General features: G+C 72.8%; 20 protein-coding genes. 8 read left to right on the plus strand and 12 right to left on the minus strand.

What is annotated here, in order from left to right:
* Positions 1-4: 4 nt before the first annotated feature.
* The 6 genes from uxaC to ACTHM3_RS03560 are packed head-to-tail and all read right to left on the minus strand — an operon-like array spanning position 5 to position 6,584.
* The gene (gene uxaC / locus ACTHM3_RS03535; RefSeq protein WP_440404783.1) at positions 5-1,411 is read right to left on the minus strand and encodes a glucuronate isomerase; all 1,407 of its coding nucleotides are present in this window, start codon (positions 1,409-1,411) and stop codon (positions 5-7) included.
* Between the two features lie 2 nt (positions 1,412-1,413).
* Positions 1,414-2,553, minus strand: a complete 1,140-nt coding sequence (locus ACTHM3_RS03540; RefSeq protein ID WP_440404709.1) for a Gfo/Idh/MocA family protein — start codon at positions 2,551-2,553, stop codon at positions 1,414-1,416.
* On the minus strand, positions 2,550-3,431 hold the full coding sequence (locus tag ACTHM3_RS03545; protein WP_440404710.1) for a sugar phosphate isomerase/epimerase family protein: 882 nt from the start codon (positions 3,429-3,431) through the stop codon (positions 2,550-2,552). The genes ACTHM3_RS03540 and ACTHM3_RS03545 overlap by 4 nt, the downstream gene beginning before the upstream one ends.
* Positions 3,428-4,294 carry a carbohydrate ABC transporter permease gene (locus ACTHM3_RS03550; RefSeq protein ID WP_440404711.1) on the minus strand — a complete coding sequence of 289 codons (867 nt, stop codon included), beginning with the start codon at positions 4,292-4,294 and terminating at the stop codon, positions 3,428-3,430. Before ACTHM3_RS03550 ends, ACTHM3_RS03545 begins: the two co-directional genes overlap by 4 nt.
* Entirely contained in the window at positions 4,291-5,238 is a 948-nt protein-coding gene (locus ACTHM3_RS03555; protein WP_440404712.1) for a carbohydrate ABC transporter permease, read from the minus strand. The genes ACTHM3_RS03550 and ACTHM3_RS03555 overlap by 4 nt, the downstream gene beginning before the upstream one ends.
* Positions 5,235-6,584 (minus strand): ABC transporter substrate-binding protein, encoded by a 1,350-nt coding sequence (locus ACTHM3_RS03560; RefSeq protein WP_440404713.1) that lies wholly within the window; start codon positions 6,582-6,584, stop codon positions 5,235-5,237. The genes ACTHM3_RS03555 and ACTHM3_RS03560 overlap by 4 nt, the downstream gene beginning before the upstream one ends.
* Before the next feature lie 120 nt (positions 6,585-6,704).
* Here ACTHM3_RS03560 and ACTHM3_RS03565 point away from each other — a divergent pair, with 120 nt between their 5' ends.
* Complete coding sequence (locus tag ACTHM3_RS03565) at positions 6,705-7,715, plus strand: LacI family DNA-binding transcriptional regulator (protein ID WP_440404714.1); 1,011 nt, start codon at positions 6,705-6,707, stop codon at positions 7,713-7,715.
* Positions 7,716-7,725: 10 nt separating this feature from the next.
* Here ACTHM3_RS03565 and ACTHM3_RS03570 read toward each other — a convergent pair whose 3' ends face one another.
* The 3 genes from ACTHM3_RS03570 to ACTHM3_RS03580 are packed head-to-tail and all read right to left on the minus strand — an operon-like array spanning position 7,726 to position 10,179.
* Positions 7,726-8,784: a Gfo/Idh/MocA family oxidoreductase gene (locus ACTHM3_RS03570; RefSeq protein ID WP_440404715.1), complete on the minus strand. Its 1,059-nt coding sequence runs from the start codon at positions 8,782-8,784 to the stop codon at positions 7,726-7,728.
* Between the two features lie 29 nt (positions 8,785-8,813).
* Positions 8,814-9,206, minus strand: coding sequence for a DUF3253 domain-containing protein (locus ACTHM3_RS03575; RefSeq protein ID WP_440404716.1), 393 nt, complete (start codon positions 9,204-9,206; stop codon positions 8,814-8,816).
* A gap of 7 nt (positions 9,207-9,213) precedes the next feature.
* Complete coding sequence (locus ACTHM3_RS03580; RefSeq protein WP_440404784.1) at positions 9,214-10,179, minus strand: aldo/keto reductase; 966 nt, start codon at positions 10,177-10,179, stop codon at positions 9,214-9,216.
* 73 nt (positions 10,180-10,252) lie between these two features.
* On the opposite strand from ACTHM3_RS03580, the gene ACTHM3_RS03585 reads away from it, so the two are divergent.
* Entirely contained in the window at positions 10,253-11,185 is a 933-nt protein-coding gene (locus tag ACTHM3_RS03585) for an aldo/keto reductase (RefSeq protein WP_440404717.1), read from the plus strand.
* A 35-nt stretch (positions 11,186-11,220) separates the two neighbouring features.
* On the opposite strand, the gene ACTHM3_RS03590 is transcribed toward ACTHM3_RS03585, so the two are convergent.
* A complete protein-coding gene (locus tag ACTHM3_RS03590; RefSeq protein WP_440404718.1) occupies positions 11,221-12,693 on the minus strand; it encodes an MFS transporter in 1,473 nt (490 codons plus the stop codon).
* Between the two features lie 148 nt (positions 12,694-12,841).
* Here ACTHM3_RS03590 and ACTHM3_RS03595 point away from each other — a divergent pair, with 148 nt between their 5' ends.
* The 4 genes from ACTHM3_RS03595 to ACTHM3_RS03610 are packed head-to-tail and all read left to right on the plus strand — an operon-like array spanning position 12,842 to position 16,541.
* The gene (locus tag ACTHM3_RS03595; protein WP_440404719.1) at positions 12,842-13,408 is read left to right on the plus strand and encodes a TetR/AcrR family transcriptional regulator; all 567 of its coding nucleotides are present in this window, start codon (positions 12,842-12,844) and stop codon (positions 13,406-13,408) included.
* 17 nt (positions 13,409-13,425) lie between these two features.
* Positions 13,426-14,871, plus strand: coding sequence for a bifunctional UDP-N-acetylglucosamine diphosphorylase/glucosamine-1-phosphate N-acetyltransferase GlmU (glmU, locus tag ACTHM3_RS03600; protein ID WP_440404720.1), 1,446 nt, complete (start codon positions 13,426-13,428; stop codon positions 14,869-14,871).
* A gap of 39 nt (positions 14,872-14,910) precedes the next feature.
* Positions 14,911-15,888, plus strand: a complete 978-nt coding sequence (locus tag ACTHM3_RS03605; RefSeq protein WP_440404721.1) for a ribose-phosphate diphosphokinase — start codon at positions 14,911-14,913, stop codon at positions 15,886-15,888.
* A gap of 8 nt (positions 15,889-15,896) precedes the next feature.
* The gene (locus tag ACTHM3_RS03610; protein WP_440404722.1) at positions 15,897-16,541 is read left to right on the plus strand and encodes a TMEM175 family protein; all 645 of its coding nucleotides are present in this window, start codon (positions 15,897-15,899) and stop codon (positions 16,539-16,541) included.
* Here ACTHM3_RS03610 and ACTHM3_RS03615 read toward each other — a convergent pair.
* Positions 16,516-17,292 carry a hypothetical protein gene (locus ACTHM3_RS03615; RefSeq protein ID WP_440404723.1) on the minus strand — a complete coding sequence of 259 codons (777 nt, stop codon included), beginning with the start codon at positions 17,290-17,292 and terminating at the stop codon, positions 16,516-16,518. The genes ACTHM3_RS03610 and ACTHM3_RS03615 overlap by 26 nt on opposite strands.
* 74 nt (positions 17,293-17,366) lie before the next feature.
* Here ACTHM3_RS03615 and ACTHM3_RS03620 point away from each other — a divergent pair, with 74 nt between their 5' ends.
* Positions 17,367-18,734: a CoA transferase gene (locus ACTHM3_RS03620; protein WP_440404724.1), complete on the plus strand. Its 1,368-nt coding sequence runs from the start codon at positions 17,367-17,369 to the stop codon at positions 18,732-18,734.
* Positions 18,735-18,811: 77 nt separating this feature from the next.
* On the opposite strand, the gene gndA is transcribed toward ACTHM3_RS03620, so the two are convergent.
* Positions 18,812-20,278: an NADP-dependent phosphogluconate dehydrogenase gene (gndA, locus tag ACTHM3_RS03625; RefSeq protein ID WP_440404725.1), complete on the minus strand. Its 1,467-nt coding sequence runs from the start codon at positions 20,276-20,278 to the stop codon at positions 18,812-18,814.
* Positions 20,279-20,300: 22 nt separating this feature from the next.
* On the opposite strand from gndA, the gene ACTHM3_RS03630 reads away from it, so the two are divergent.
* Positions 20,301-21,338 (plus strand): D-2-hydroxyacid dehydrogenase, encoded by a 1,038-nt coding sequence (locus ACTHM3_RS03630; protein ID WP_440404726.1) that lies wholly within the window; start codon positions 20,301-20,303, stop codon positions 21,336-21,338.
* The last annotated feature ends 31 nt before the right edge of the window (positions 21,339-21,369 follow it).

Below are 21,369 nucleotides of genomic sequence, written 5' to 3' on the forward strand. Positions count from 1 at the left end.
GGGCTCAGCCGATCCCGAAGACGCGGCGCGGTGCCCCGTCGACGAGGTCGACGATGATGTCGCCGGCGCGCTCCTCCGTCAGCCGCGCCTCGACGACGAGCCGGGCGAGGAACGCGGCCTCCACCCGGCGGGCCGTGTCGTGCCGCACGGGGATCGAGCAGAACCCGCGGGTGTCGTCGACGAATCCCGCCGATCGGCTGAATCCGGCCGTCTCGGTGACCGCGGCGCGGAAGCGCAGCATCGCGTCGGGGGCGTCGAGGAACCACCAGGGCGAGCCGAGGTAGACGCTCGGGTAGAAGCCGGCGAGCGGCGCCAGCTCCCGCGAGAACACGGTCTCGTCGAGGGTGAACAGCACGAGCCGGAACCCCGCGGCGGTGCCGAAGGAGGAGAGGAGCGGCCGCAGCGCCTGCGTGAACTCGGCGGCCACGGGGATGTCGTGCCCGGAGTCGCTCCCGCGGAGCGCCCGCGTGGCCGGGTGGTGGTCGCGCACGACGCCGGGGTGCAGCGTCATGACGAGACCGTCGTCGACCGACATCCGCGCCATCTCGTAGATCATGTGCGCCTGGAACGCGCGCACGTCGGCGGCGTCGCCGGCGCCGGCGCGCAGCCGGTCGAAGAGCGCCGCGGCCTCGGCGCGCTCGAGCCGCAGCGTGCCGAGCGGGGTGACGCTGTGGTCCGCCGAGACGGCTCCCGCGTCGATGAACCGCCGACGCTGCCGGCGCAGCGCGCCGAGGTAGCGCCCGTGCTCGCCCGGCCCGTCGGCGTCGCCGTCGGAGGCCGCGAGCAGCCGGTCGACGCGCGCGGCCCAGCCGGGGGAGCCGGCATCCAGGTAGGCGTCCGGGCGGAAGGTAGGGGCGACCCGGGTCGCGACATCGGGGTCGTCGCGCAGTCGCCGGTGATCGTCGAGCGGGTCGAGCGGGTCGTCGGTCGTGGCGAGGAACTCGATCCCGAATCGCCGGAGGAGCGCCTGCGGGCGGAAGTCGGGGCGCGCGAGCTGCTCGGCGATGCGGTCGAACGTCGCGTCGGCGGTCGCCTCGTCGAGGCCGCCGATGCCGAACAGGTCGCCGAGCTCGTGCTCCAGCCAGTAGCCCGAGGCTGTTCCGGCGAACACCGGCCAGTGCCGGCAGAACAGCCGCCAGGCCCGGCGCGCGCCCTCCCCGCCGTGGCCGTCGAGCTCGGCGAGGTCGGCGCCGTCGGCGTGCAGGAGCCGCGTGACGTAGTGGTCGGGCCGCACGAGCAGCGACGCCGGGTCGCCGAACGGCTCGTCGTCGGCGAGCGACGCGGCCGGCACGTGCCCGTGCGGCGACAGGATCGGGAGCCCGGCGACACGGGCGTAGAGCCCGCGCGCGACCTCCCGCGTGCGCGGATCGGCGGGCAGCAGCCGGTCGGGATCGGGCCGGTACTCCGCGATCGTCACCGTGCAGGTCCGCCGGTGCGCACCTCGACGTCGTCGTACCGTCCGGCGCGCACCTCGTCGAACAGGACGGGCTCGCCGAGCGTCGCCGAGACGTAGATCGCGCGCACCGCGGTGAGCGCGTCGACGGCGTCGGAGACGGTGACGCCGGGCGCCCGCCGGTCGCGGATCGCGTCGACGAGGTCCTCGTACTGGCGCAGGTGCCCCTCGGCGAAGCCCGCCGGCACCGGGTCGTTGCCCGTCTTGGCCGTCGGATCCACCTCGGCGGCGCGGTTCTCGACCCCGGAGCCGGACGCCTCGTCGCCCTGCTCCGCGGCCGCGAAGAAGACCAGCTCGTCGTCGTCGATGATCGCGGAGCCGCGCGAGCCGTGCACCTGCAGCCGCACCGACAGACCCGGGTAGGCCGCGGTCGTCGCGTGGAAGGTGGCGAGCGCTCCGGAGGCGAAGCGCAGCACCGCGACCGCGACGTCCTCGACCTCGATCCGCTCGTGCGCGGTCAGCGCGGTGAACGCCGAGACCTCCACCGGCCGGCCGAGCAGCCAGAGCAGGAGGTCGACGGTGTGCACGCCCTGGTTCATGACGGCGCCGCCGCCGTCGAGCGCCCACGTGCCGCGCCACGCCCCCGAGTCGTAGTAGTCCTGGCTCCGCCACCAGGCGACCGACGCGACGGCGCTCGTCGCCGTGCCGAACCGGCCGGAGCGCAGCGCCTCGGCGACGACGACCGACGCCGGATCGAAGCGATGCTGGCTGACGATCGAGACGATCTGCCCGCGGGCGGCGGCCTCCTCCGCGGCGGCGAGCAGCCGGCGCGCGCGGTCGAGCGCGACGTCGATCGGCTTCTCGACCAGCACGTGGGCGCCGGCGGCGACCGCCTCCAGCGCGGCATCGACGTGCATCCCGCTCGGCGTGCAGATGACCACGAGATCGGGGTGCTCGGCCGCGAGCGCGTCGGTGAGCGAGCCGAGGACGGCGGGCCGGTCCGCCTGCTCGGCGACCGCGTCGGCGAGCGCCTCCGCGGCGGGAGCGATCTCGTCGACGAGGGCGACGATCCGCAGGTCGGGATGCCGGCCGATGGCGGCGGCGTGGTTGCGGCCGATGATGCCGCAGCCCACGATCGCGACCCGGAGCGCGCCCGTCATGCCAGCACCACCCCCGCGCCGTCGGTCAGCGCCCGGAATGCGCGGGCCGCCCGGCCGAACTGGAACGGGCCGTCGCTGCCGGTGTCGATGCCGTAGGACGCGAGGTGGGGCTCGAGCGAGGCGAAGCCCGCGTAGCCGTCGTCGCGGAGCGCGGCGATGGTGGCCGCGAGCTGGCCGTCGCCCTCGCCGGAGGGCACGACGACGCCGTCGGACGAACGGGCGTCCTTCACCTGCAGGTACTCGAGGTGCTCGCGCAGCAGCGGGTAGGCGCGGTCGTAGGGCGCGACGCCGACCTGCACGTAGTTCGCGTTGTCCCAGGCCACCCGGAGCCGCTCCGAGCCCACCGACTCGATGATGTCGAGCACCCGCTCGGGCACGTCGCCGTAGATGTCCTTCTCGTTCTCGTGCACGAGCGTCACCCCTTCCCTCTCGGCGAGGTCGGCGAAGGCGCGCATGCGCTCGAGCACGCGGTCGCGCATCCCGGCTGCGACGTCGTCGGCGAGCGCTCCCGTGAGGAGCGGGCCGCCTCCCTCGCCGCCGAAGCCCTCGGGCCAGAACGAGAACAGCCGGATGTACGGCGCGTCGAAGCGGTGCGCCGCGGCGATCGCCCGGCGCAGCCGGTCGAGCTCGTCGTCGACGGCGACCGACACGACGACCTTGCCGACCGGCGACGCGATCGCCGAGACCCGCATGCCGCCCCCGTCGATGATGCGGCGCAGCTCCGCCGAGCGCTCCTCGTCGAGGTCGATGGCGTTGACCCGCCAGGCGCTCCGCAGCTCCAGGTGCGTCGCGCCGAGCGCGGCGAGCACCGCCAGCTGCACATGCGGGTCGGCGTCGATCTCGTCGCCGAATCCGCTGAGGGTCCACTGCACTGTCATTTCACTCCTCCGGCGGTGAGACCGCCGACTAGGTACCGCTGGAAGACGAGGTACAGGATCACGACGGGCGTCGCACACACGAGTGACGCCGCCATGAGCTGACCGTAGAGGGGGAGCGATCCTCCCTCCTGGGAGCTGCTGAAGATCTGCAGCGCGATCGACACGGTCCGCGAGTCGGTGTTGGTCAGCACCGACGCGAAGAGCACGTCGTTCCACCCGAGCAGGAACGCGAAGATCGCCGACACGACGATCCCGGGCCAGCTGAGCGGCAGGATCACCTGCACGAGCACGCGCAGGTTCGAGGCGCCGTCCATCCGGGCGGCCTCCTCGAGTTCCCGGGGGAGGCCGCGCAGGTAGGTGACCATGACCCAGGTGGAGAACGGCAGCGCGAACGTGAGGTAGGTCACGAACAGTCCCCACTGCGTGCCGATCACCCGCAGCCCGAGGTAGGTGGTGAGCGACGAGTACACGACGAACACCGGCAGCACGAGCAACGTCCCCGGCACCGACTGCAGGGTCAGGAGCCCCCGGAGGATCGCCACGCGCCCGACGAAGGTGAACCGCACGAGCACGTACGCGGATCCGATCGCGGCCGCGGTGGCGACGATCGCGGTCGAGCCGGCGACGAGCAGACTGTTGCCGATGCCGCCGGCGAGGCCCACGGTCGTCCAGATCTTCGCGAAGTTCTCGAGGGTGAAGCTCGACGGGAAGTAGTCGCCGCGCACGACCCCGAGGTCGGAGTTCACCGATCCGAAGATCACATAGAGCATCGGCACGACGATGAAGACGCCGATCACCACGATCACGCCCCACCGCACGGGCGGCGGCAGGAGGCGCCCGACGGACGCGTTGGGCGCGCTCATCGCACGTCCACCCGGTCGAGCCGCGCGATGCGCAGGTAGATGACGATCGGGATCGCGAGCAGCACGAGCGACAGGATCGCGGTCGCCGCGCTCAGGCCGAAACGGAACGACTGGAAGCTCTCGATGTAGGTGAGGAACGGCAGCGTCTGCACGTTGTTCGGGGCCGGCACCCCGAAGAGCACGAACGGGAGCGTGAAGTTGTTGATGTGGTTGAGCACCGACACCACGCAGGCGAGGGCGACCGGTGCGCCGAGGTAGGGCAGCACGATGTCGCGCAGCTGCCGCCCCCAACGCGCGCCGTCGATCGCCGCCGCCTCGAACACCTCGTGCTCGATCGTCTGGAGGCCGGTCAACGCCAGCAGGTAGATGAACGGCCACGACGCCCAGATCTCGACGATGACGAGCGTCCAGTAGGCGTTCGGCCCGTTCAGCCACAGGCCCGACTTGATGCCCAGCGAGCCGAGCAGCTCGGTCCACACCCCGCCCGGCTGCATGATCGTCCGCCAGATCGTCGCCGTCACGAACGAGGGGATCACGTACGGCACCAGGAAGACCGACCGCACGGCCGCGCGACCGCGGAACCGGTTCTGCGTGGCGAGCGCCGCCGCGACCCCGATCGGTACCGAGATCACGGTGGAGATCACCGCGAACGAGACGCTGATCCCGAGCGACCCGATGAGCGGCGACTGCGTGATCGCCTCGACGTAGTTCGCGAGCCCGAGGAACGGCGCCGAGAGCCAGCGGCGGATCGTGTACTGGTTGAGGCTCAGCAGCGACATGTAGACCGCGATGAGGAGCGGGATCACGACGACGACCGTCATGAGCACGCCGCCCGGGATGAGCAGCCACAGCGGGCGTCCGCGCCGGCTCAACGGACGTCGGTGGGGCGTGCGGGCGGGGCCGGCGGCGACCCGGGGCGCCGCCGGCTGACCGACCGTCGTCACGGCGCCTGCTTCAGCGCGGTGGTCGCGGTGCGCTGCGCGTCGGAGAGGAGTCCCGACAGCTGGGAGTCGCTCACCGAGCCGTCGGCGAGGTTCGGGATCGACTGCGTCACGATGTTGAGCAGCGCCAACTGGATGTCGCCCCAGGCGCCGGTGAACGGCGTGGGGTACGACTTGCGGCCCGCGTCGAGCACGGGGGCGAGCTGGGGCTGGCTCTTCTGGAGCCCGCTTGCGGCCTTGGTGGTCACCGGCAGGTTGCCGAAGTCGGTGTACTGCTCCTGCTGGATCGCGTCGCTCGTCAGGTACTTCACGAGCTCGAAGGCGAGCTGCTTGTTCGGCGAGTAGTCGGCGACGGTGAGACTGTTGCCGGAGAGGATGCTCGCCGCGGGGACGCCGCCCTTCGGACGCGAGTCGTGTCCCGGGGGCACGAGGGGCATGACCGCGAACTTGTAGTCGTCCTTGATGGGCGAGGCGTTCAGCGTGTTCTGCGCCGTCGAGCCCGTCATCGGGAACATGGCCGCCTTGCCGGCCGCGAACGCCGCGAGGGCCTGCGGACCGGTCCATCCGACCGAAGCGGGGTCCACCACCTTGTCGTCGGTGAGGAGGCCGAAGTACGACTTGTAGGCCGCCTCCGTCGTCGGGCTGTCGATCTTGGCGGTCTTGCCGTCGACGATCGGATTGCCGGACTGCCGGTCGAACGTCCAGATGTACTTCCAGGGGTTGACCGTGTCCTTGTAGTCGACCGCCATGCCGTAGACGCCGTCCTTGGTCATCTTCTTCGCCTGGTCGATGAGGCCGTCCCAGGTGGCGGCGGGGCCGTCGTAGCCCGCGGCGGCGAACATCTTCGTGTTGTACGCCATCACGTACGGACGCGACTGCCACGGCACGGCGATCTGCTTGTCGCTCGACGGGCCCGATATGCCGAGCGTCGCCGGGACGAAGCGCTTCTTGCCGCCGATGGTGTTCCAGTCGGCGTCGCTCAGCGTCACGAAGGCGCCGGTCGAGTACGCGGTCGGCACGAGGGTGGTGCCGAGGTCGTAGACGTCGGGACCCTGCCCGGAGACGGCCGAGGTCTGGATCTTGGTGACCTCGTCGGCGGAGGTGGAGTACGTCTCGATGTCGAGGGTGGCGCCGGTGCGGTCGTGGAACGCGGTCTTCAGCTTCTGGAAGAACGCCTGCTGCTGCTGGGGATAGCCGGTGTTCACGGCGGTGAAGAAGGTGATCGTCTTGCCCTTGCCGTCGACGGCGGACGACGACGGGCCGGGGGTGGAGCCGCCGCTGCAGGCGGCCAGCCCCAGTCCGATCGCGGCGACCCCCGCGATCAGGCCGAGCAGATGGCGGTGCTTCATGTGGACTCTCCTTTGAGTGCCGACGCCGGTGCGGATCGGCTGACCCGGGAGAGCCTAGGCAGATTGGCAAAGACGGCAAAGAGTTTGCACACTTTTGCCAAACAGGTCTTGGATGGGGTGGTGACCGACGATCCCGAGGCCCCGCGCGGCCCCACCCTCGCCGACATCGCGCGCGCGAGCGGCGTCGCCATCTCGACCGCGTCGCGCGCCCTGTCGACCCCCGGCCGGGTCAGCGCGCGCACCGTCGAACGCGTGCAGTCGGTCGCCCGCGACCTCGGCTACCGCTCACCGCGCGACGGCCGCACGCCGCGCGCGTCGCGCACGATCGCGGTGCTCGTCTCCGACGTGACGAACCCGTTCTACTTCGGGATGATCCGCGGGACGCAGCATCAGCTGAAGGCCGCCGGCTACACGCAGCTGCTCGTCGACACGGAGGAGTCGGACGAGCTCGAGGAGAACATGCTGCGCACCCTGCACGACTCGTGCGACGGCGCGATTCTCACCGCGTCGCGGCTCCGCGACGACACACTCACCGAGCTGAGCCGGCGCATCCCGCTCGTCACCGTCAACCGTGACAGCCCCGGCATCCCGAACGTGCTGATCGACACCCCGAACGGCATGCTCCAGGCGCTCGCGCACCTGCGCTCGCTCGGGCACCGCTCGATCGTCTACGCCGCGGGACCGTCCAGCTCCTGGATCGGCGAGGAGCGCTGGCGCGCGCTGCAGCTCGGGGCGCAGCACCACGGCATCGAGGTGCACCGCGCCGGGCCGTTCATGCCGCGACGGGAATCCGGTGCCGCTGCGGCCGACGAAGTCCTGACCTCGGGCGCCACGGCGTGCATCGCCTTCAACGACCTGCTGGCGATCGGCATCCTGGAGCGGCTGCGCGAGCGCGGCGCGCGGGTGCCCGAGGACCTCAGCGTCGTCGGTTGCGACGACATCTTCGGCGCCGACTTCTGCCACCCGACGCTCACGACGCTCACCGCCCCGATCGAGCAGGCCGGGCAGGTCGCGGTGTCGATGCTCCTCGGCGGGATCGACAGCCGCGTCTCCTCGGGGCTGCGGCGCACCGCGACGCTGCCGACGCACCTGACCGTCCGCGGGTCGAGCGGGCCCGCGCCGGAGCCTTAGACCCGGGCGGTCACGTGGCCCGCGACCACGGCTGCGGCTCGGAGCGGACGGGGGCTCCGAGCTCCGCCGCCCGCCGCACGAGCAGCTGCAGGTACTGGTCCTGCGCGGCCTCGTCGACGCCGTACACCGGCGGTCCGCCGTCGACGTAGGCGCGCATCCCGTCGAGCAGCCGCGCGATCGAGATCTCGTCGTCGGCCAGCCGCGCGGGCCGGGTGTCGTTCTCCATGATCCAGGCGCCGTCGAGCTGATAGCCGCGCAGGAAGAGGCCGTCGTGCTGGCTCGGACCGCCCGCGTCGACGCGCACCAACGGCGAGTGCACGGGGGTCCGGAAGTCGTGCAGGCGGCGCACCATCGCGTCGCGCAGCTCACCGCGCTCGCCGCGGATCGTGAGCGTCGAGGTGCGGATGAACGAGCGGTACTGCTGGTCGTCGAACTCCATCACGCCGAGACGATCACCCGCATCGATCCAGCCGATCGTGTGCACCGAGCCCACGACGCGGTCCTCGACCGGGTCGCCGTCGCGCCCCGGCCCGAGCTGCACGGGGAACTCGCGCCGCACGCCCGTCACCGTGACCGGCTCGTGCCGCAGCCCGAGCGCTCGGCGCAGCACGCTGATGCCGTGGTAGTCGTGCGCGATCGAGACGTGCGCCTCGTGCACCGGGCCGAGCAGCCCGCGAGTGGCGACCGCGAGCTGGGCCGAGATGAGCGGCTCCAGGTGGTACTGCTCGGCCACCTGGATGCGGGCGCCGTCCTGCACGAGCCGCCAGAGCTCCGCCAGTTCGTCGAGGGTCGGCGCCGCGGGGGTCTCGGTGAGCACCGCGTGGCCGGCGGCGACCGCCTCGCGGATGGCGCGCACCGCGATGCTCGGCGGCACCGCGACGACGACCACGTCGACCGGCCCGAGCTCGCCGAGCGTCGAGACGACGGGGGCGTCGAACGGCCGGTCGCCGGGATGCCGGGAGACGGCGCCGACGACCTCGAAGCGGTCCGGCACGGCGAGGGCGACGCGCGCGAACGCGGCCGAACGGAATCCGGTGCCGACGAGTCCGATCCGCAGTGCCGAGGTCACCCCAGCACGGTAGCCCCGGCCGCGGAGGCTCAGCGCACCGGCCGGACCCGGATCGGCCCGCGCGCGGTCGACGGGTCGACGACGCTCCCGCGTTGCGCGATCTCGGCGACCCCGGCGGCGACGAGACGCCGGGCGGCCTGGCGCGCCGGCTCCATGAGCGGGCGCCAGTCGTCCCCGCCGACCCGGCGCGCGATCTCGGACGGGCAGAGCGTCGCGCCCGCCGACAGGGCGCCGAGCCGCTCGCGCATGTCGGCCTCGAGGCGGTGATCGACCTCCTGCAGCTTGAGGCGCCGGCACGCCGCCGAGCACCAGCGCGCATCTGCCGGTGCGCCGGCGGGCATCCTGCGGCCGCAGCGCGCGCAGACCCGCTCCGCCTCCTCGTCCGTCCGGCGGGTCGATCCGCGGCGCCCCGATCGCGTCACGGGCGCCTCAGCGACCCGACCCGTCGACGGCGAAGGGTTCGATCGCCGCGAGTTCGTCGTCCGTGAGCGCCGCCGCCGTCGCGGCCTGCAGGCTGTCCTCGAGCTGCCCGACGCTCGACGCGCCGATGAGCGCGCTCGTCACCTGTCGGTGCCGCAGCACCCAGGTGAGCGCGAGCTGCGCGAGGGTCTGCCCGCGGTCGGCGGCGATCGCGTCGAGGGCCCGGGCGCGCTCCAGGTACTCGGGGGTGATGGCCTGCTCGGTGAACCACCGGCCGACCGCCGCGCGCGAATCGGCGGGGATCCCGTCCAGGTAGCGCCGCGTGAGCAGCCCGCCCGCGAGCGGCGAGAAGACGATCGCGCCCGCCCCCACCTCGTCGAGCACCGGCAGCAGTCCGTGCTCGATGCGCCGGTCGAACATGTTGTAGCGGGGCTGGTGGATGAGGAGCGGCACCCCCTCCGCGGCGAGCGCGGCGGCGGCGGACCGTGTCTGCTCCGGGTCGTAGTTGGAGATGCCGGCGTACAGCGCCTTGCCCGACCGGACCGCGTGGGCGAGCGCGCCCATGGTCTCCTCGATCGGGGTCTCCGGGTCGGGGCGGTGCGAGTAGAACACGTCGACGTAGTCGAGCCCCATGCGCTCGAGCGACCGGTCGAGCGACGCGAGCAGGTACTTCCGGGAGCCGTGGTCGCCGTAGGGCCCGGGCCACATGAGGTAGCCCGCCTTCGTCGAGACGACGAGCTCGTCGCGGTAGGGCCGGAGGTCGGCGGACAGCACCCGCCCGAACACGCGCTCCGCGGCGCCTTCAGGCGGACCGTAGTTGTTCGCGAGGTCGATGTGGGTCACCCCGAGGTCGAACGCTCGGCGGAGGATCGCCCGCTGCGTCTCGAACGCGCGGTCGTCGCCGAAGTTGTTCCAGAGGCCGAGCGAGATGCGGGGGAGCAGGAGGCCGCTCCGGCCGCTCCGCGCGTACGGCATCCGGTCGTAGCGATCCGCAGCGGCTGTGAAGGGGGTGGTCACCCCCTCATCCTCGCGTAGCGTCGGAGACGTGATGAGACGAGTCCCCTTCGGCGGCGGCGAGGCCGTCAACGTGATCGCCGGCATGATGCGCATCGCCGACAAGCCCGACGACGAGATCCGGGAGCTGGTGGGCGCCGCGCGCGACGCCGGCATCGACTTCTTCGACCACGCCGACGTCTACGGCGGCGCGATGCACCGCTCCGAGGAGCGCTTCGCCGAGGCGCTGCGACTCAGCCCGTCGGAGCGCGAGCAGATCGTGCTGCAGACGAAGACCGGCATCGTGCCGGGTGACGGCGCCTACTTCGACTTCTCGTACGAGCGCATCATGAGCTCGGTGGAGGGGTCGCTCCGCGCGCTCCGCACCGACTACCTCGACGTGCTGCTCCTGCACCGCCCCGACGCGCTCGTCGAGCCCGAGGAGGTCGCCCGCGCGTTCGACGAGCTCGCCGCCTCCGGCAAGGTGCGCGCCTTCGGCGTCTCGAACCACACCCCGCGGCAGATCGACCTGCTGAAGTCGGCCGTGACCCAGCCGATCGTCGCCAACCAGATCCAGATCTCGATCACGCACGCGCCCGCGATCGCGCAGGGCGTGGCGATGAACATGGACGCCCTCGAGCAGTCGGTGACGCTCGACGGCGGCGGGATCGTCGACTACTGCCGCCTCAACGGGATCACGCTGCAGGCGTGGTCGCCGTTCCAGGCGAAGTTCTTCACGGGCGTCTTCCTCGGCAATCCCGACTACCCGGAGCTGAACGCGGTCATCGACCGGCTCGCGGCGCAGTACGAGGTGCCCGCGCTCGCGATCGCGACGGCGTGGCTGACCCGGCATCCCGCGAAGATGCAGGTCGTGCTCGGCACGACCACGCCGCAGCGGGTGACGGACGCGGCGCTCGGCTCCGACCTCGCCCTCACCCGCGCGGAGTGGTACGAGCTGTTCCGCGCCGCCGGGTACACCGTGCCGTGACCTGATCCGCGCCACCCGCCGGCCTGGGCCGCCGGCTAAGCGGCCCTCTCGGTCTCCGGCAGCGCCACGACCTCCTCCTCGGCGAACGGCGTCACCGCCGTCGTCGCGACCGTGCCGGTCGAGGCCGGCGCCGCGAACCGCCGGGCGAGCAGGATCGCGACCACGGCGGCGAGGACGGCGCCCGCGCCGATGGCGGCCACGGCGAGGAACCCGGCCGTGTAGCCGGCCTCGGTCGGGATGCCGCTGGGGCCGATCGTGCCGGCGACGACGGCGGTCATGACGGTCACGCCGATGGAGCTGCCGATCGTGCGCAGGTTGGTGTTCATCCCGCTCGCGACGCCGGTCTGCGTCGGCGGCACCGACTGCACCACGACGCTCGTGATCGCGGCGTAGACGATGCCGAGACCGAGGCCGAACACGGCGGCCTCGACCATGAGCATCCACGCCGTGGAGTGGGCGAGCGCGATCGCGACGGTGGCGACGACCATGAGGGCGCCCGCGACGGCGACCTGGGTGCGGGACCCGATGATCCGGGCGAGGGGGCCGCTCAGGAATCCGGCGACGCCCATCGTGACGAGCATCGGCAGCATGAGGAGCCCGGAGGCCGCGACGCTCGCGCCGAGCCCCCAGCCGGTTGAGGCCGGCGTCTGCACGAAGCGCGGGAAGAATGCGAACACGCCGAACATCGCGGCGCCGTTCAGCATCCCGGCCAGGTTCATCGGCCAGATGCGCGGCGAGGCGAGCATCCGGATGTCGACGAGCGGCACGCGCGAGCGGAGCTCGACGGCGACCCAGGCGACCAGCAGCGCGGCCGCCGCGACGAACAGACCGACGACGAGCGGCGAGCCCCAGCCCCAGATCGCGCCCTGGCTGAGCGGCAGGAGCAGCGCGACGAGCCAGCCGGAGAGCAGCACCGCGGCCGGCGCGTTGACCCCGCCGGTGGCGCGCTCGCGCGACTCCGGCACGTACAGCGCCGTCAGGAGGCCGCCGATCGCGATGAGCACGAGCGGCACGAGGAAGAGGCCGCGCCAGCCGAGCAGACCGGCGAGCGGTCCGGCCAGCACCGTGCCGAGGCCGGAGCCGATGGCGAGCATCGCCGACATGGCCCCGATCGCGCCGGCGAGGCGCGCGGGCGGGAAGGCCTCGCGCAGCAGCCCGAAGGCGAGCGGGAACATCGCGCCGCCGAGCCCCTGGATCACGCGGGCGACGATGAGCACGCCGATCGTCGGAGCTGCGGCGGCGACCAGGCTGCCGAGGGCGACGCCGGCGACCGCGACGAGGAAGGTGCGGCGCCGGCCGGCGATGTCGCCGATGCGCCCGACGAGCGGGGTGGTCACGGCCGCCGACACCAGCCAGGCGGTGACGGCCCAGGTGACGCCGGCGGTGGTGGTGTGCAGCTCCGCCTGGATGACCGGCAGCACCGGCACGATGAGCGACTGCAGCGTGGCGAAGGAGGCGACGGCGAGGCCGAGGGCGGCGAAGGTGCGTCGCGGAGTGGATCGAGGCATGACGAAATGCATCCGTTCCATAGGGGTGGGAGAGGGCGAGCCGTGGATTCGACGGCTACAATTCGGACGGAGGCTCCGTTCGGAGGCTGCCTCCGTTTAGACTTTAGCGGAGGCAGCCTCCGCTTCGCAAGCCGCAGGAAGGACCCGCATGTCGACCGAGCTCACGGGCGGTGCCGCCGTCGTCCAGCGCCCGCAGCGCGCCGACGCGCGGCGCAACTTCGACGCGCTCCTCGCCGCCGCGCGCGAGGCGTTCACCCAGTACGGCGCGGGCGCCTCGCTGGAGGACATCGCCCGGCGCGCGGGCGTCGGCGTCGGCACGCTCTACCGCAACTTCCCCACCCGCGAGGCGCTCATCGAGGCCGTCTACGTCGACGAGGTCGTCGCCCTCCAGGAGGCCGCCCGCGACACCGAGTCCCTCGAACCGTGGGAGGCGCTCCGCAGCTGGCTCGCGCGCTATGTCGAGTACGTCGGCACGAAGAAGGCGCTCATCGAGGTGCTCAACCGGCAGTCGGAGGTCATGCTCGCCTGCCGCGCCATGCTGTACGACGCCGGCGGACCCGTCGTCGAACGCGGCCAGGCCGCCGGAGTCGTCCGGCCCGACACGTCCATCTCCGACATCGTCCGTCTCGTGTCGGCGGTCGCCGGGGTCGCCTACGAGGACGACGCCCAGCGCACCCGACTGATCGACCTCACGATCGACGCACTGCACACCTAGCCCGGCACAATGGACGCATGACCGACTCCCGACTGGCCGTCATCGTCCTCGCGGCGGGAGCCGGCACCCGAATGCGCTCGCGCACGCCGAAGGTGCTGCACCCCATCGCCGGCGTCCCGATGATCGGGCACGTGCTGCAGACCGCACGGGAGCTCGGCGCCGCGCACGTCGTCGCCGTGCTGCGGCACGAGCGCGACGCGGTCGCGGCGGCGGTCGCCGAGTGGGCGCCCGAGGCCGTCGTCGCCGACCAGGACGAGATGCCCGGCACCGGTCGGGCCGCGGAGGCGGGGCTCGCCGCCCTGCCCTCCGACTTCGACGGCGACGTGGTCGTGGTCAGCGGCGACGTGCCGCTGCTCGACGCCGGCACCCTCGGCGAGCTGCTCACCGTCCACCGGGCGACCGCGGCGGCGGCGACCCTGCTGAGCGCGGTCGTCGAGGATCCGACCGGGTACGGCCGCGTGGTCCGCGACGCCGACGGGCGGCTCGTGCGCATCGTCGAGCAGAAGGATGCGACCGACGCCGAGCGCGCGGTCGCCGAGATCAACTCCGGCACCTACGTGTTCGCCGCGGCCGCCCTGCGGGAGCACCTGCCGCGGCTCGCCGCCGACAATGCGCAGGGCGAGCGGTACCTCACCGACGTCGTCGGGCTTCTCGCCGCCGCCGGGTCCGCGATCGCGGCGGTGCCGGTCGCCGAGCCGTGGCGGGTCGAGGGCGTCAACGACCGCGTGCAGCTCTCGCGCCAGGCCGCGCGCCTGAACGCCCTCATCGTGCGCCGGCACCAGCTGAACGGCGTGACGATCGTCGACCCGGCGACGACCTGGATCGACCAGAACGTCGCGATCGGCGAGGACGCCGTCATCTGGCCGAACAGCCGCCTGGCGGGCGCGACGACGGTCGACCGCGGCGCGAGCATCGGCCCGGACACGACGCTCGTCGACTGCGAGGTGGGGGAGGACGCGGTCGTGAAGCGCGCCGACGCGACCCTCGCGCTCATCGGCCCGCGCGCCTCCGTGGGACCGTTCGCCTACCTCCGCCCGGGCACGGAGCTCGGCGCCGACGGCAAGATCGGCACCTACGTCGAGACCAAGAACGCCAAGATCGGCGTCGGCAGCAAGGTCCCGCACCTCAGCTACGTCGGCGACACCACGATCGGCGAGCACACCAACATCGGGGCCGGCGCGATCACCGCCAACTACGACGACGTCGCCAAGCACCCGACCACGATCGGGTCGCACGTGCACTCGGGTTCGCACACGGTGTTCGTCGCCCCGGTCACGGTCGGCGACGGGGCGAAGACGGGAGCCGGGGCCGTCGTCCGCAAGGACGTCCCGCCCGGCGCCCTCGCGATGTCCATCGCCCCGCAGCGCAACATCGAGGGCTGGGTCGAGAAGAACCGCGCCGGCACCGACTCGGCGCGCGCGGCCGCGGATGCCGCCGATCGCCCGGCGGGCACCGACGACTGAGCCGATAGGCTGGAGCCCGTCGGCGACGAAGGGCGAAACGTGTCGGAGATCACCTCATCGGGCGGCAAGCGCCTCGTCCTCGTCTCCGGTCGGGCGCACCCGCAGCTCGCCGAGGACATCGCCCGCGAGCTCGACACCGAGCTGGTGCACACCGACGCCCGCACCTTCGCGAACGGCGAGATCTACGCCCGATTCGACGAGAGCGTCCGCGGCGCCGACATGTTCGTCATCCAGTCGCACACCAGCCCGATCAACGAGTGGCTCATGGAGCAGCTCATCATGATCGACGCGGCCAAGCGCGCGAGCGCCAAGCGCATCACGGTGGTGGCGCCGTTCTATCCGTACGCCCGGCAGGACAAGAAGGGCCGCGGGCGCGAGCCGATCTCGGCGCGTCTCGTCGCCGACCTGTTCAAGGCGGCGGGAGCCGACCGCATCATGAGCGTCGATCTCCACGCCGCGCAGATCCAGGGCTTCTTCGACGGGCCGGTGGACCACCTGTTCGCGATGCCCGTCCTGCTGGAGCACTTCCAGAAGCAGCTCGACCCCGACACCCTCACCGTGGTCAGCCCCGACATGGGCCGCGTGCGGGTGGCCGACGTCTGGAGCGACAAGCTCGGCGCTCCGCTCGCGATCATCCACAAGCGCCGCGACCCGCTCGTCCCGAATCAGGTCAGCGTCCACGAGATCATCGGACCGGTCGAGGGGCGGGTGTGCCTCATCGTCGACGACCTCATCGACACCGGCCGAACGATCGTGAAGGCCGCCGAGGCGCTCAAGAAGCACGGGGCGCTCGGCGTCGTCGTGGCCGCGACCCACGCCGTGTTCTCGGACCCGGCGGTCGAGCTCCTGCAGTCGGAGGCGATCGACTCGGTGGTCGTGACCGACACCCTGCCCGTACCGGCCGAGAAGCGCTGGGACCGCCTGCAGGTACTGCCGATCGCGCCGCTGGTCGCGCGCGCGATCCACGAGGTGTTCGACGACGGGTCGGTCACCTCGATGTTCGACGGCGCCGCGTAGAGCCGGCCGTGGCGGACGGCGCGACGGAGTCGACCGACTCCGTCGGTCTCGATCGGATCCTGTTCTTCGGCGACGCGGTCGTCGCGATCGCGATCACCCTCCTGGCGCTTCCGCTCGTCGACGAGGCGCTCAAGGTGACCACCGCGACGGAGTTCTTCCGCGACGACCGCATCCGCGCGGAACTCATCGCGGCCGGGGTCAGCTTCTGGATGATCGCGGCGTCGTGGCGCAACAACCACGCCTTGTTCCGGCGTGCGACCGGCTGGAGGCCGGCGGTCCTCAACATCGCGCTGGGATGGATCGCGGCGATCGTCGCGCTGCCGATCGCGACCGCGCTCGTCGTCGGGCCGGTGTCGGGAGCCTCCGACCGGCTCTCGCTCGTCGTCTATCTGGGCGTCTTCACGCTGGCAGCCGGGCTCACGCGGCTGCAGCACGAGGTCCTGGCCCGCGCCGGGCTGCTGGCGGAGTCGCCGGAGTCCCGACTCGAGCGCGCCGCCGGCTGGCTGCCGATCGCGCTGCGCGTGCTCATCACCGCGCTCGCCGCGATGGTGCCGGACGTCGGGCTGTGGTGGCTGCTGCTTCTCGCGCCCGGCCCCGTCGTGGCCGAGGTGATCCGGCGGAGGGCGGCTACCAGGCGGATGCCGGCGCGGTGACCCGGTCCACCGGCGTGTAGTGCCAGTGGGCGCCGTAGGCGTAGTGGCCGCCGGCCCAGTTCGAGTTCCAGATCGCCGACTCGGTCCGCGCGGTGTCGTCGCCGGCCGACAGAGCGGCATCGATCCCCGCCATGCCGGGGTTGGAGTGGATGAGCTTCGCCACGCCCGCCGCGGAGACCATGAGGCTCGGGAAGCTCGCGAAGCCGCCGTTGCCCATGTTGAGCGGGTTGTTGCGGTTCCACCAGTCGTTCGCGCCGTTCTCCTGGCGCATCCAGCGGGTCATGACGGTGACGTTCGCGTCGGTCTGCGGCCAGCCGCCGTCGAGGAGGACGATCTTGGCCCAGTCGTAGTTGGTGCCGCTCGCGGCCAGCGTCTGGAGGCCCGCGGTCGCGTCGTAGCCGTCGCGAGCGAGGGAGGAGGTCGTGGTGTCGTCGCCGACCGGCGTCGTGATGATGGCGGCCGGCCCGGACGCGGCCGCCGCGCCCGAGGCCACCGGCGCCGGCACCTCGTTGCTGTCGACGTCGAGTTTCTGCGCATGCGTCGAGACGTACGCCGAGAGCGCCTGCCGGGGAGTGGGCGCCGCGAGCTGCCCGGCGAACAGCGCCGCTCCGAGGGCCATGGCGCCGATGCCGAACACACCGCCGAGCGCGAGCTCCCAGCGCTGCAGATGGTGCGGGTGGCGGCGTCGGCCCCGGCGTCGATCGCGGGGCCGCCGGTCGGGCAGCGAGGGGAGTCGTCGTGAAATCGGCATGGTCTCGTCTCAGTGCCGTCGGGTCGGCACGCGTGCGCCAGGGTAGCAAACGGCCTCGGACGTACGCTCTGGTCGTGGATGCGACGCCGACGGAGCGGGCTGTGCAGGAGCGGATGGCGACCGGGATCGGCGCCCCGCCCGGGGACGTCGAGATCACCGGCACCGCGCTGCTGCCGTCGCGCTTTCCGGTGTCGGAGCTCGCGACCGCGTCGATCGCGACGACGGGGCTGGCGTTGGCCGAGCTGCTCCGCGCGCTCGGGTTGGACGCCGGGCCGGTCCGCGTCGACCGGGGGCTGGCCGACCACTGGTTCGCGTCGGCCGTCCGGCCGGACGGGTGGGAGGCTCCCGCGCCCTGGGATCCGATCGCCGGCGACTACCGCGCGCGCGACGGCTGGGTGCGGCTGCACACCAACGCGCCGCACCACCGGGCGGCGGCGCTCGGGGTGCTCGGGGTCGCCGCGGACCGCGACGCGGTGGCCGCCGCGGTCGCCGACCACGATGCGGACGCCCTGGAGTCGGCGATCGTCGCGGCGGGGGGAGCGGCGGCGCGGCTGCGCTCGCCCGAGGAGTGGGCGCGGCATCCCCAGTGGGCTGCGGTCGCGGTGGAGCCGCTCGCCGCGGTCGAGACGACCGGCGCGGCACCGCCCGAGCCCGAGCGCTGGCGGCCGACCGCGGACCGACCGCTCGCCGGGGTGCGGGTCCTCGACCTCACGCGCGTGCTCGCCGGGCCGGTCGCGACGCGCCTGCTCGCCGGCCTCGGCGCCGAGGTGCTGCGGATCGATCCGCCCGACTGGGCGGAGCCGGCGCTCGAGATCGACGTGACCCTCGGCAAGCGTCTCGCGCGGCTCGACCTGCGCACGGACGACGGGATGACGCGACTGCGCGAACTGCTCGCCGAGGCCGACGTGCTCGTGCACGGCTACCGCGCCGACGCCCTCGATCGCCTCGGCCTCCCCGCCGAGGAACGCCGGCGCCTCCGCCCCGGGCTCGTCGACGTGAGCCACGACGCCTACGGCTGGAGAGGTCCGTGGGCGCTCCGCCGCGGATTCGACAGCCTCGTGCAGATGTCGACCGGGATCGCGTGGCCGGGCGAGGATCCGCGCGCGCGCCCGACGCCGCTCCCCGTGCAGGCGCTCGACCACGCGACCGGGTACCTCGACGCGGCCGCCGTGCTCCGGGGGCTCGCCCGACGGGTGCGCGACCGGGTCGGGTCGACGTCCCGGCTGTCCCTGGCGCGGACGGCCCTCGAGCTGCAAGCGGCCGCGGCGCTCGAGCGCGGGCCGCTCGGCGATCCGCGCACCGCGCCGCCGAGCTCGCCCATCGACACCGCCTGGGGCCCCGCGGCGCTCGTGGCGCCGCCCCTGTCGGGGGGCGCGACGCGCCTCGCCTGGGCGCGCGGGACGCGCCCCCTCGGCAGCGACGCCCCGGAGTGGGTCGAGTAGCCGCGGAGCGGCGTATCGAGACCTCGCCGACGACGGATCCGATACGCGCCGGCGGCGCTACTCGACCCGCCGCGCGGTCAGTGGCCGGAGCCCTCCGTCTCGATCTCCGAGCGGTCGCCCGACCACAGCGTGTGGAAGATCCCGTCCTTGTCGACTCGCTTGTAGGTGTGCGCCCCGAAGAAGTCGCGCTGCCCCTGGATGAGCGCCGCGGGCAGGCGCGGCGCCCGAAGGCCGTCGTAGTAGGCGAGCGACGACGAGAACGCCGGCGCCGGCACGCCCGCGTGTGCGGCCATCGACACGACGCGGCGCCACGATCCCTGCGCCGCCGTCACGACGTCCACGAAGAACGGGGCGGTGACGAGCGACGTCAGGTCGGGGTTCTCGGCGTAGGCGTCGGTGATCCGGTTGAGGAACCGGGCGCGGATGATGCAGCCGGCCCGCCAGATCTTGGCGATGTCGCCCTTGTCGATGTCCCAGCCGAACTCCTCGGCGCCCGCGATGATCTCGTCGAAGCCCTGCGAGTACGCGATGACCTTCGACGCGTACAGCGCGAGCCGCACGTCCTCGACGAACTCGTCCGGGCTCTCGATCGTCCACTCGGCGGTCGGTCCGGGGAGCGTCTTCTGCGCCACCTCGCGCTGCCCGGGCTTCGATGACAGGGACCGCGCGAACACGGCCTCCGCGATGCCCGACACCGGCACGCCCAGGTCGAGCGCGTTCTGCACCGTCCACGCACCCGTGCCCTTGGCGCCGGCCTGATCGAGGATCACGTCGACGAGGGGCTTGCCGGTCTCGGCGTCGACCTGCCGCAGCACCTGCGCGGTGATCTCGATGAGGTACGACTCGAGGTCGCCGGTGTTCCACTCGTCGAAGATGTCGGCGATCTCGGCGGGGCTCTTGCCCGTGCCCTGGCGGATGAGGTCGTAGGCCTCGGCGATGAGCTGCATGTCGGCGTACTCGATGCCGTTGTGCACCATCTTCACGAAGTGGCCGGCACCGTCGTGGCCGACGTGCGTGACGCACGGCTCGCCGTCGGGGGCGAGCGCCGCGATGGAGCGGAAGATCGGGCCGAGCGTCTCCCACGACTCGTCCGACCCGCCGGGCATGATCGACGGCCCGTGGAGCGCGCCCTCCTCGCCGCCCGAGATCCCGGTGCCGACGAAGTGGATGCCGGTCTCGCTGATGCGCTTCTCGCGCGCCATGGTGTCACGGAAGTTCGCGTTGCCGCCGTCGACGATGATGTCGCCCGGCTCGAACACCTTGGTCAGCTCGTCGATCACGGCGTCCGTGCCCTTGCCGGCCTGCACCATGATGATCGTGGTCCGCGGCGTCGAGAGGCGCGAGGCGAACTCCTCGTAGCTCTCGGTGGCGATGAAGCCGGCCTCGGGATGCTCGGCGACGAGCTCGTCCGTCTTCGCCTTCGTGCGGTTGAAGATCGCAACGGTGTTGCCCTCGCGGCTCGCGAGGTTGCGCGCGAGATTCGAGCCCATCACCGCCAGTCCGACGACTCCGATGTTGGCCTGGGGGACGTCCGTGGCTGCCATGCCCCCAGGCTACTGTGACGGCATGGCCGACCGACTCCGCGTGGTTGTCACCGCGCCCTTCCCCGACGCCGATCTCGCCGAGCTGGTGCGCCGCGAACCGCGCGTCGATCTCGTCTACGAGGCCGACCTCCTCCGCGAGCCCGGCGTCGACTGGCAGCTGCGCACGGAGCGCAATCCCGAGAATCAGGCCCGCTTCGACGCGCTCGTCGACACGGCGGATGCTCTGCTCGGCGCCCCCGACGCGTCGGGCCAGGCCCTCGCCCGGACCGTCGCCGCCAACCCGCGCCTGCGCTGGGTGCAGACCATCCAGGCGGGCGGCGGGCAGATCGTGAAGGCCGCGCACCTGGACGACGCGGCGCGCGAGCGGGTCGTCTTCACCACGTCCGCGGGCGCCTACTCCGGCCCGCTCGCCGAGTTCGCGGTCTTCGGCGTCCTCGCGGGAGGCCGCCGCCTCGGGGAGCTGCGCGTCGCCCAGATCCGGCACGAGTGGCGGGGGCGGCTGGTCATGCCCGCCGCGGTCGACCAGACCGTCGCCGTCGTCGGGCTCGGCAGCATCGGCCGCGCGACCGCGCAGAAGCTCGCCCTGCTCGGGTATCACGTGGTGGGCGTGCATCGCCGGCCCGTGGAGGCGGAGGGCGTCGAGCGCGTGGAGCCGGTGGAGCGCCTCGCCGAGGTCGCCGCCGAGGCCGACGCGATCGTGCTCGCGCTGCCGGGCACGCAGGCGACCGAGCGGATGCTGAGCCGCGAGGTCCTCGCCGGGATCAAGCCGGGATCCACGATCGTCAACGTCGGGCGCGGGTCGACGGTCGACGAGCCGGCGCTCATCGAGGCGCTGCAGGACGGCCGGGTCGGCTTCGCCGCGCTCGACGTGTTCGCGGTCGAGCCGCTGCCCGCCGACAGCCCCCTCTGGGACCTCCCGAACGTCGTGATCGCCCCGCACACCGCGGGGGTCGACGCGCACGAGCCGCGGATCGTCGCGGAGCTGTTCGCCGAGAACGCGCGCCGCCTGCTCGACGGTGAGGAACTCCTCAACGTCGTCGACCCGGTCGAGTTCTACTAGCCAGTCGCGGGCGCCCTCGCTAGCGTCGAGA

This window comes from Pseudolysinimonas sp., assembly GCF_051954455.1.
Lineage (GTDB): Bacteria > Actinomycetota > Actinomycetes > Actinomycetales > Microbacteriaceae > Pseudolysinimonas.

Excerpts from the sequence above, each read along its gene's own strand:
- glmU (WP_440404720.1), top strand. The coding sequence starts at position 13,426 with ATGACCGACTCCCGACTGGCCGTCATCGTCCTCGCGGCGGGAGCCGGC.
- ACTHM3_RS03585 (WP_440404717.1), top strand. The coding sequence starts at position 10,253 with ATGAGACGAGTCCCCTTCGGCGGCGGCGAGGCCGTCAACGTGATCGCC.
- ACTHM3_RS03540 (WP_440404709.1), bottom strand. The coding sequence starts at position 2,553 with ATGACGGGCGCGCTCCGGGTCGCGATCGTGGGCTGCGGCATCATCGGC.
- ACTHM3_RS03550 (WP_440404711.1), bottom strand. The coding sequence starts at position 4,294 with ATGAGCGCGCCCAACGCGTCCGTCGGGCGCCTCCTGCCGCCGCCCGTG.
- ACTHM3_RS03615 (WP_440404723.1), bottom strand. The coding sequence starts at position 17,292 with ATGCCGATTTCACGACGACTCCCCTCGCTGCCCGACCGGCGGCCCCGC.
- gndA (WP_440404725.1), bottom strand. The coding sequence starts at position 20,278 with ATGGCAGCCACGGACGTCCCCCAGGCCAACATCGGAGTCGTCGGACTG.
- ACTHM3_RS03590 (WP_440404718.1), bottom strand. The coding sequence starts at position 12,693 with ATGCCTCGATCCACTCCGCGACGCACCTTCGCCGCCCTCGGCCTCGCC.
- ACTHM3_RS03595 (WP_440404719.1), top strand. The coding sequence starts at position 12,842 with ATGTCGACCGAGCTCACGGGCGGTGCCGCCGTCGTCCAGCGCCCGCAG.
- ACTHM3_RS03560 (WP_440404713.1), bottom strand. The coding sequence starts at position 6,584 with ATGAAGCACCGCCATCTGCTCGGCCTGATCGCGGGGGTCGCCGCGATC.
- ACTHM3_RS03630 (WP_440404726.1), top strand. The coding sequence starts at position 20,301 with ATGGCCGACCGACTCCGCGTGGTTGTCACCGCGCCCTTCCCCGACGCC.
- ACTHM3_RS03580 (WP_440404784.1), bottom strand. The coding sequence starts at position 10,179 with ATGCCGTACGCGCGGAGCGGCCGGAGCGGCCTCCTGCTCCCCCGCATC.
- ACTHM3_RS03545 (WP_440404710.1), bottom strand. The coding sequence starts at position 3,431 with ATGACAGTGCAGTGGACCCTCAGCGGATTCGGCGACGAGATCGACGCC.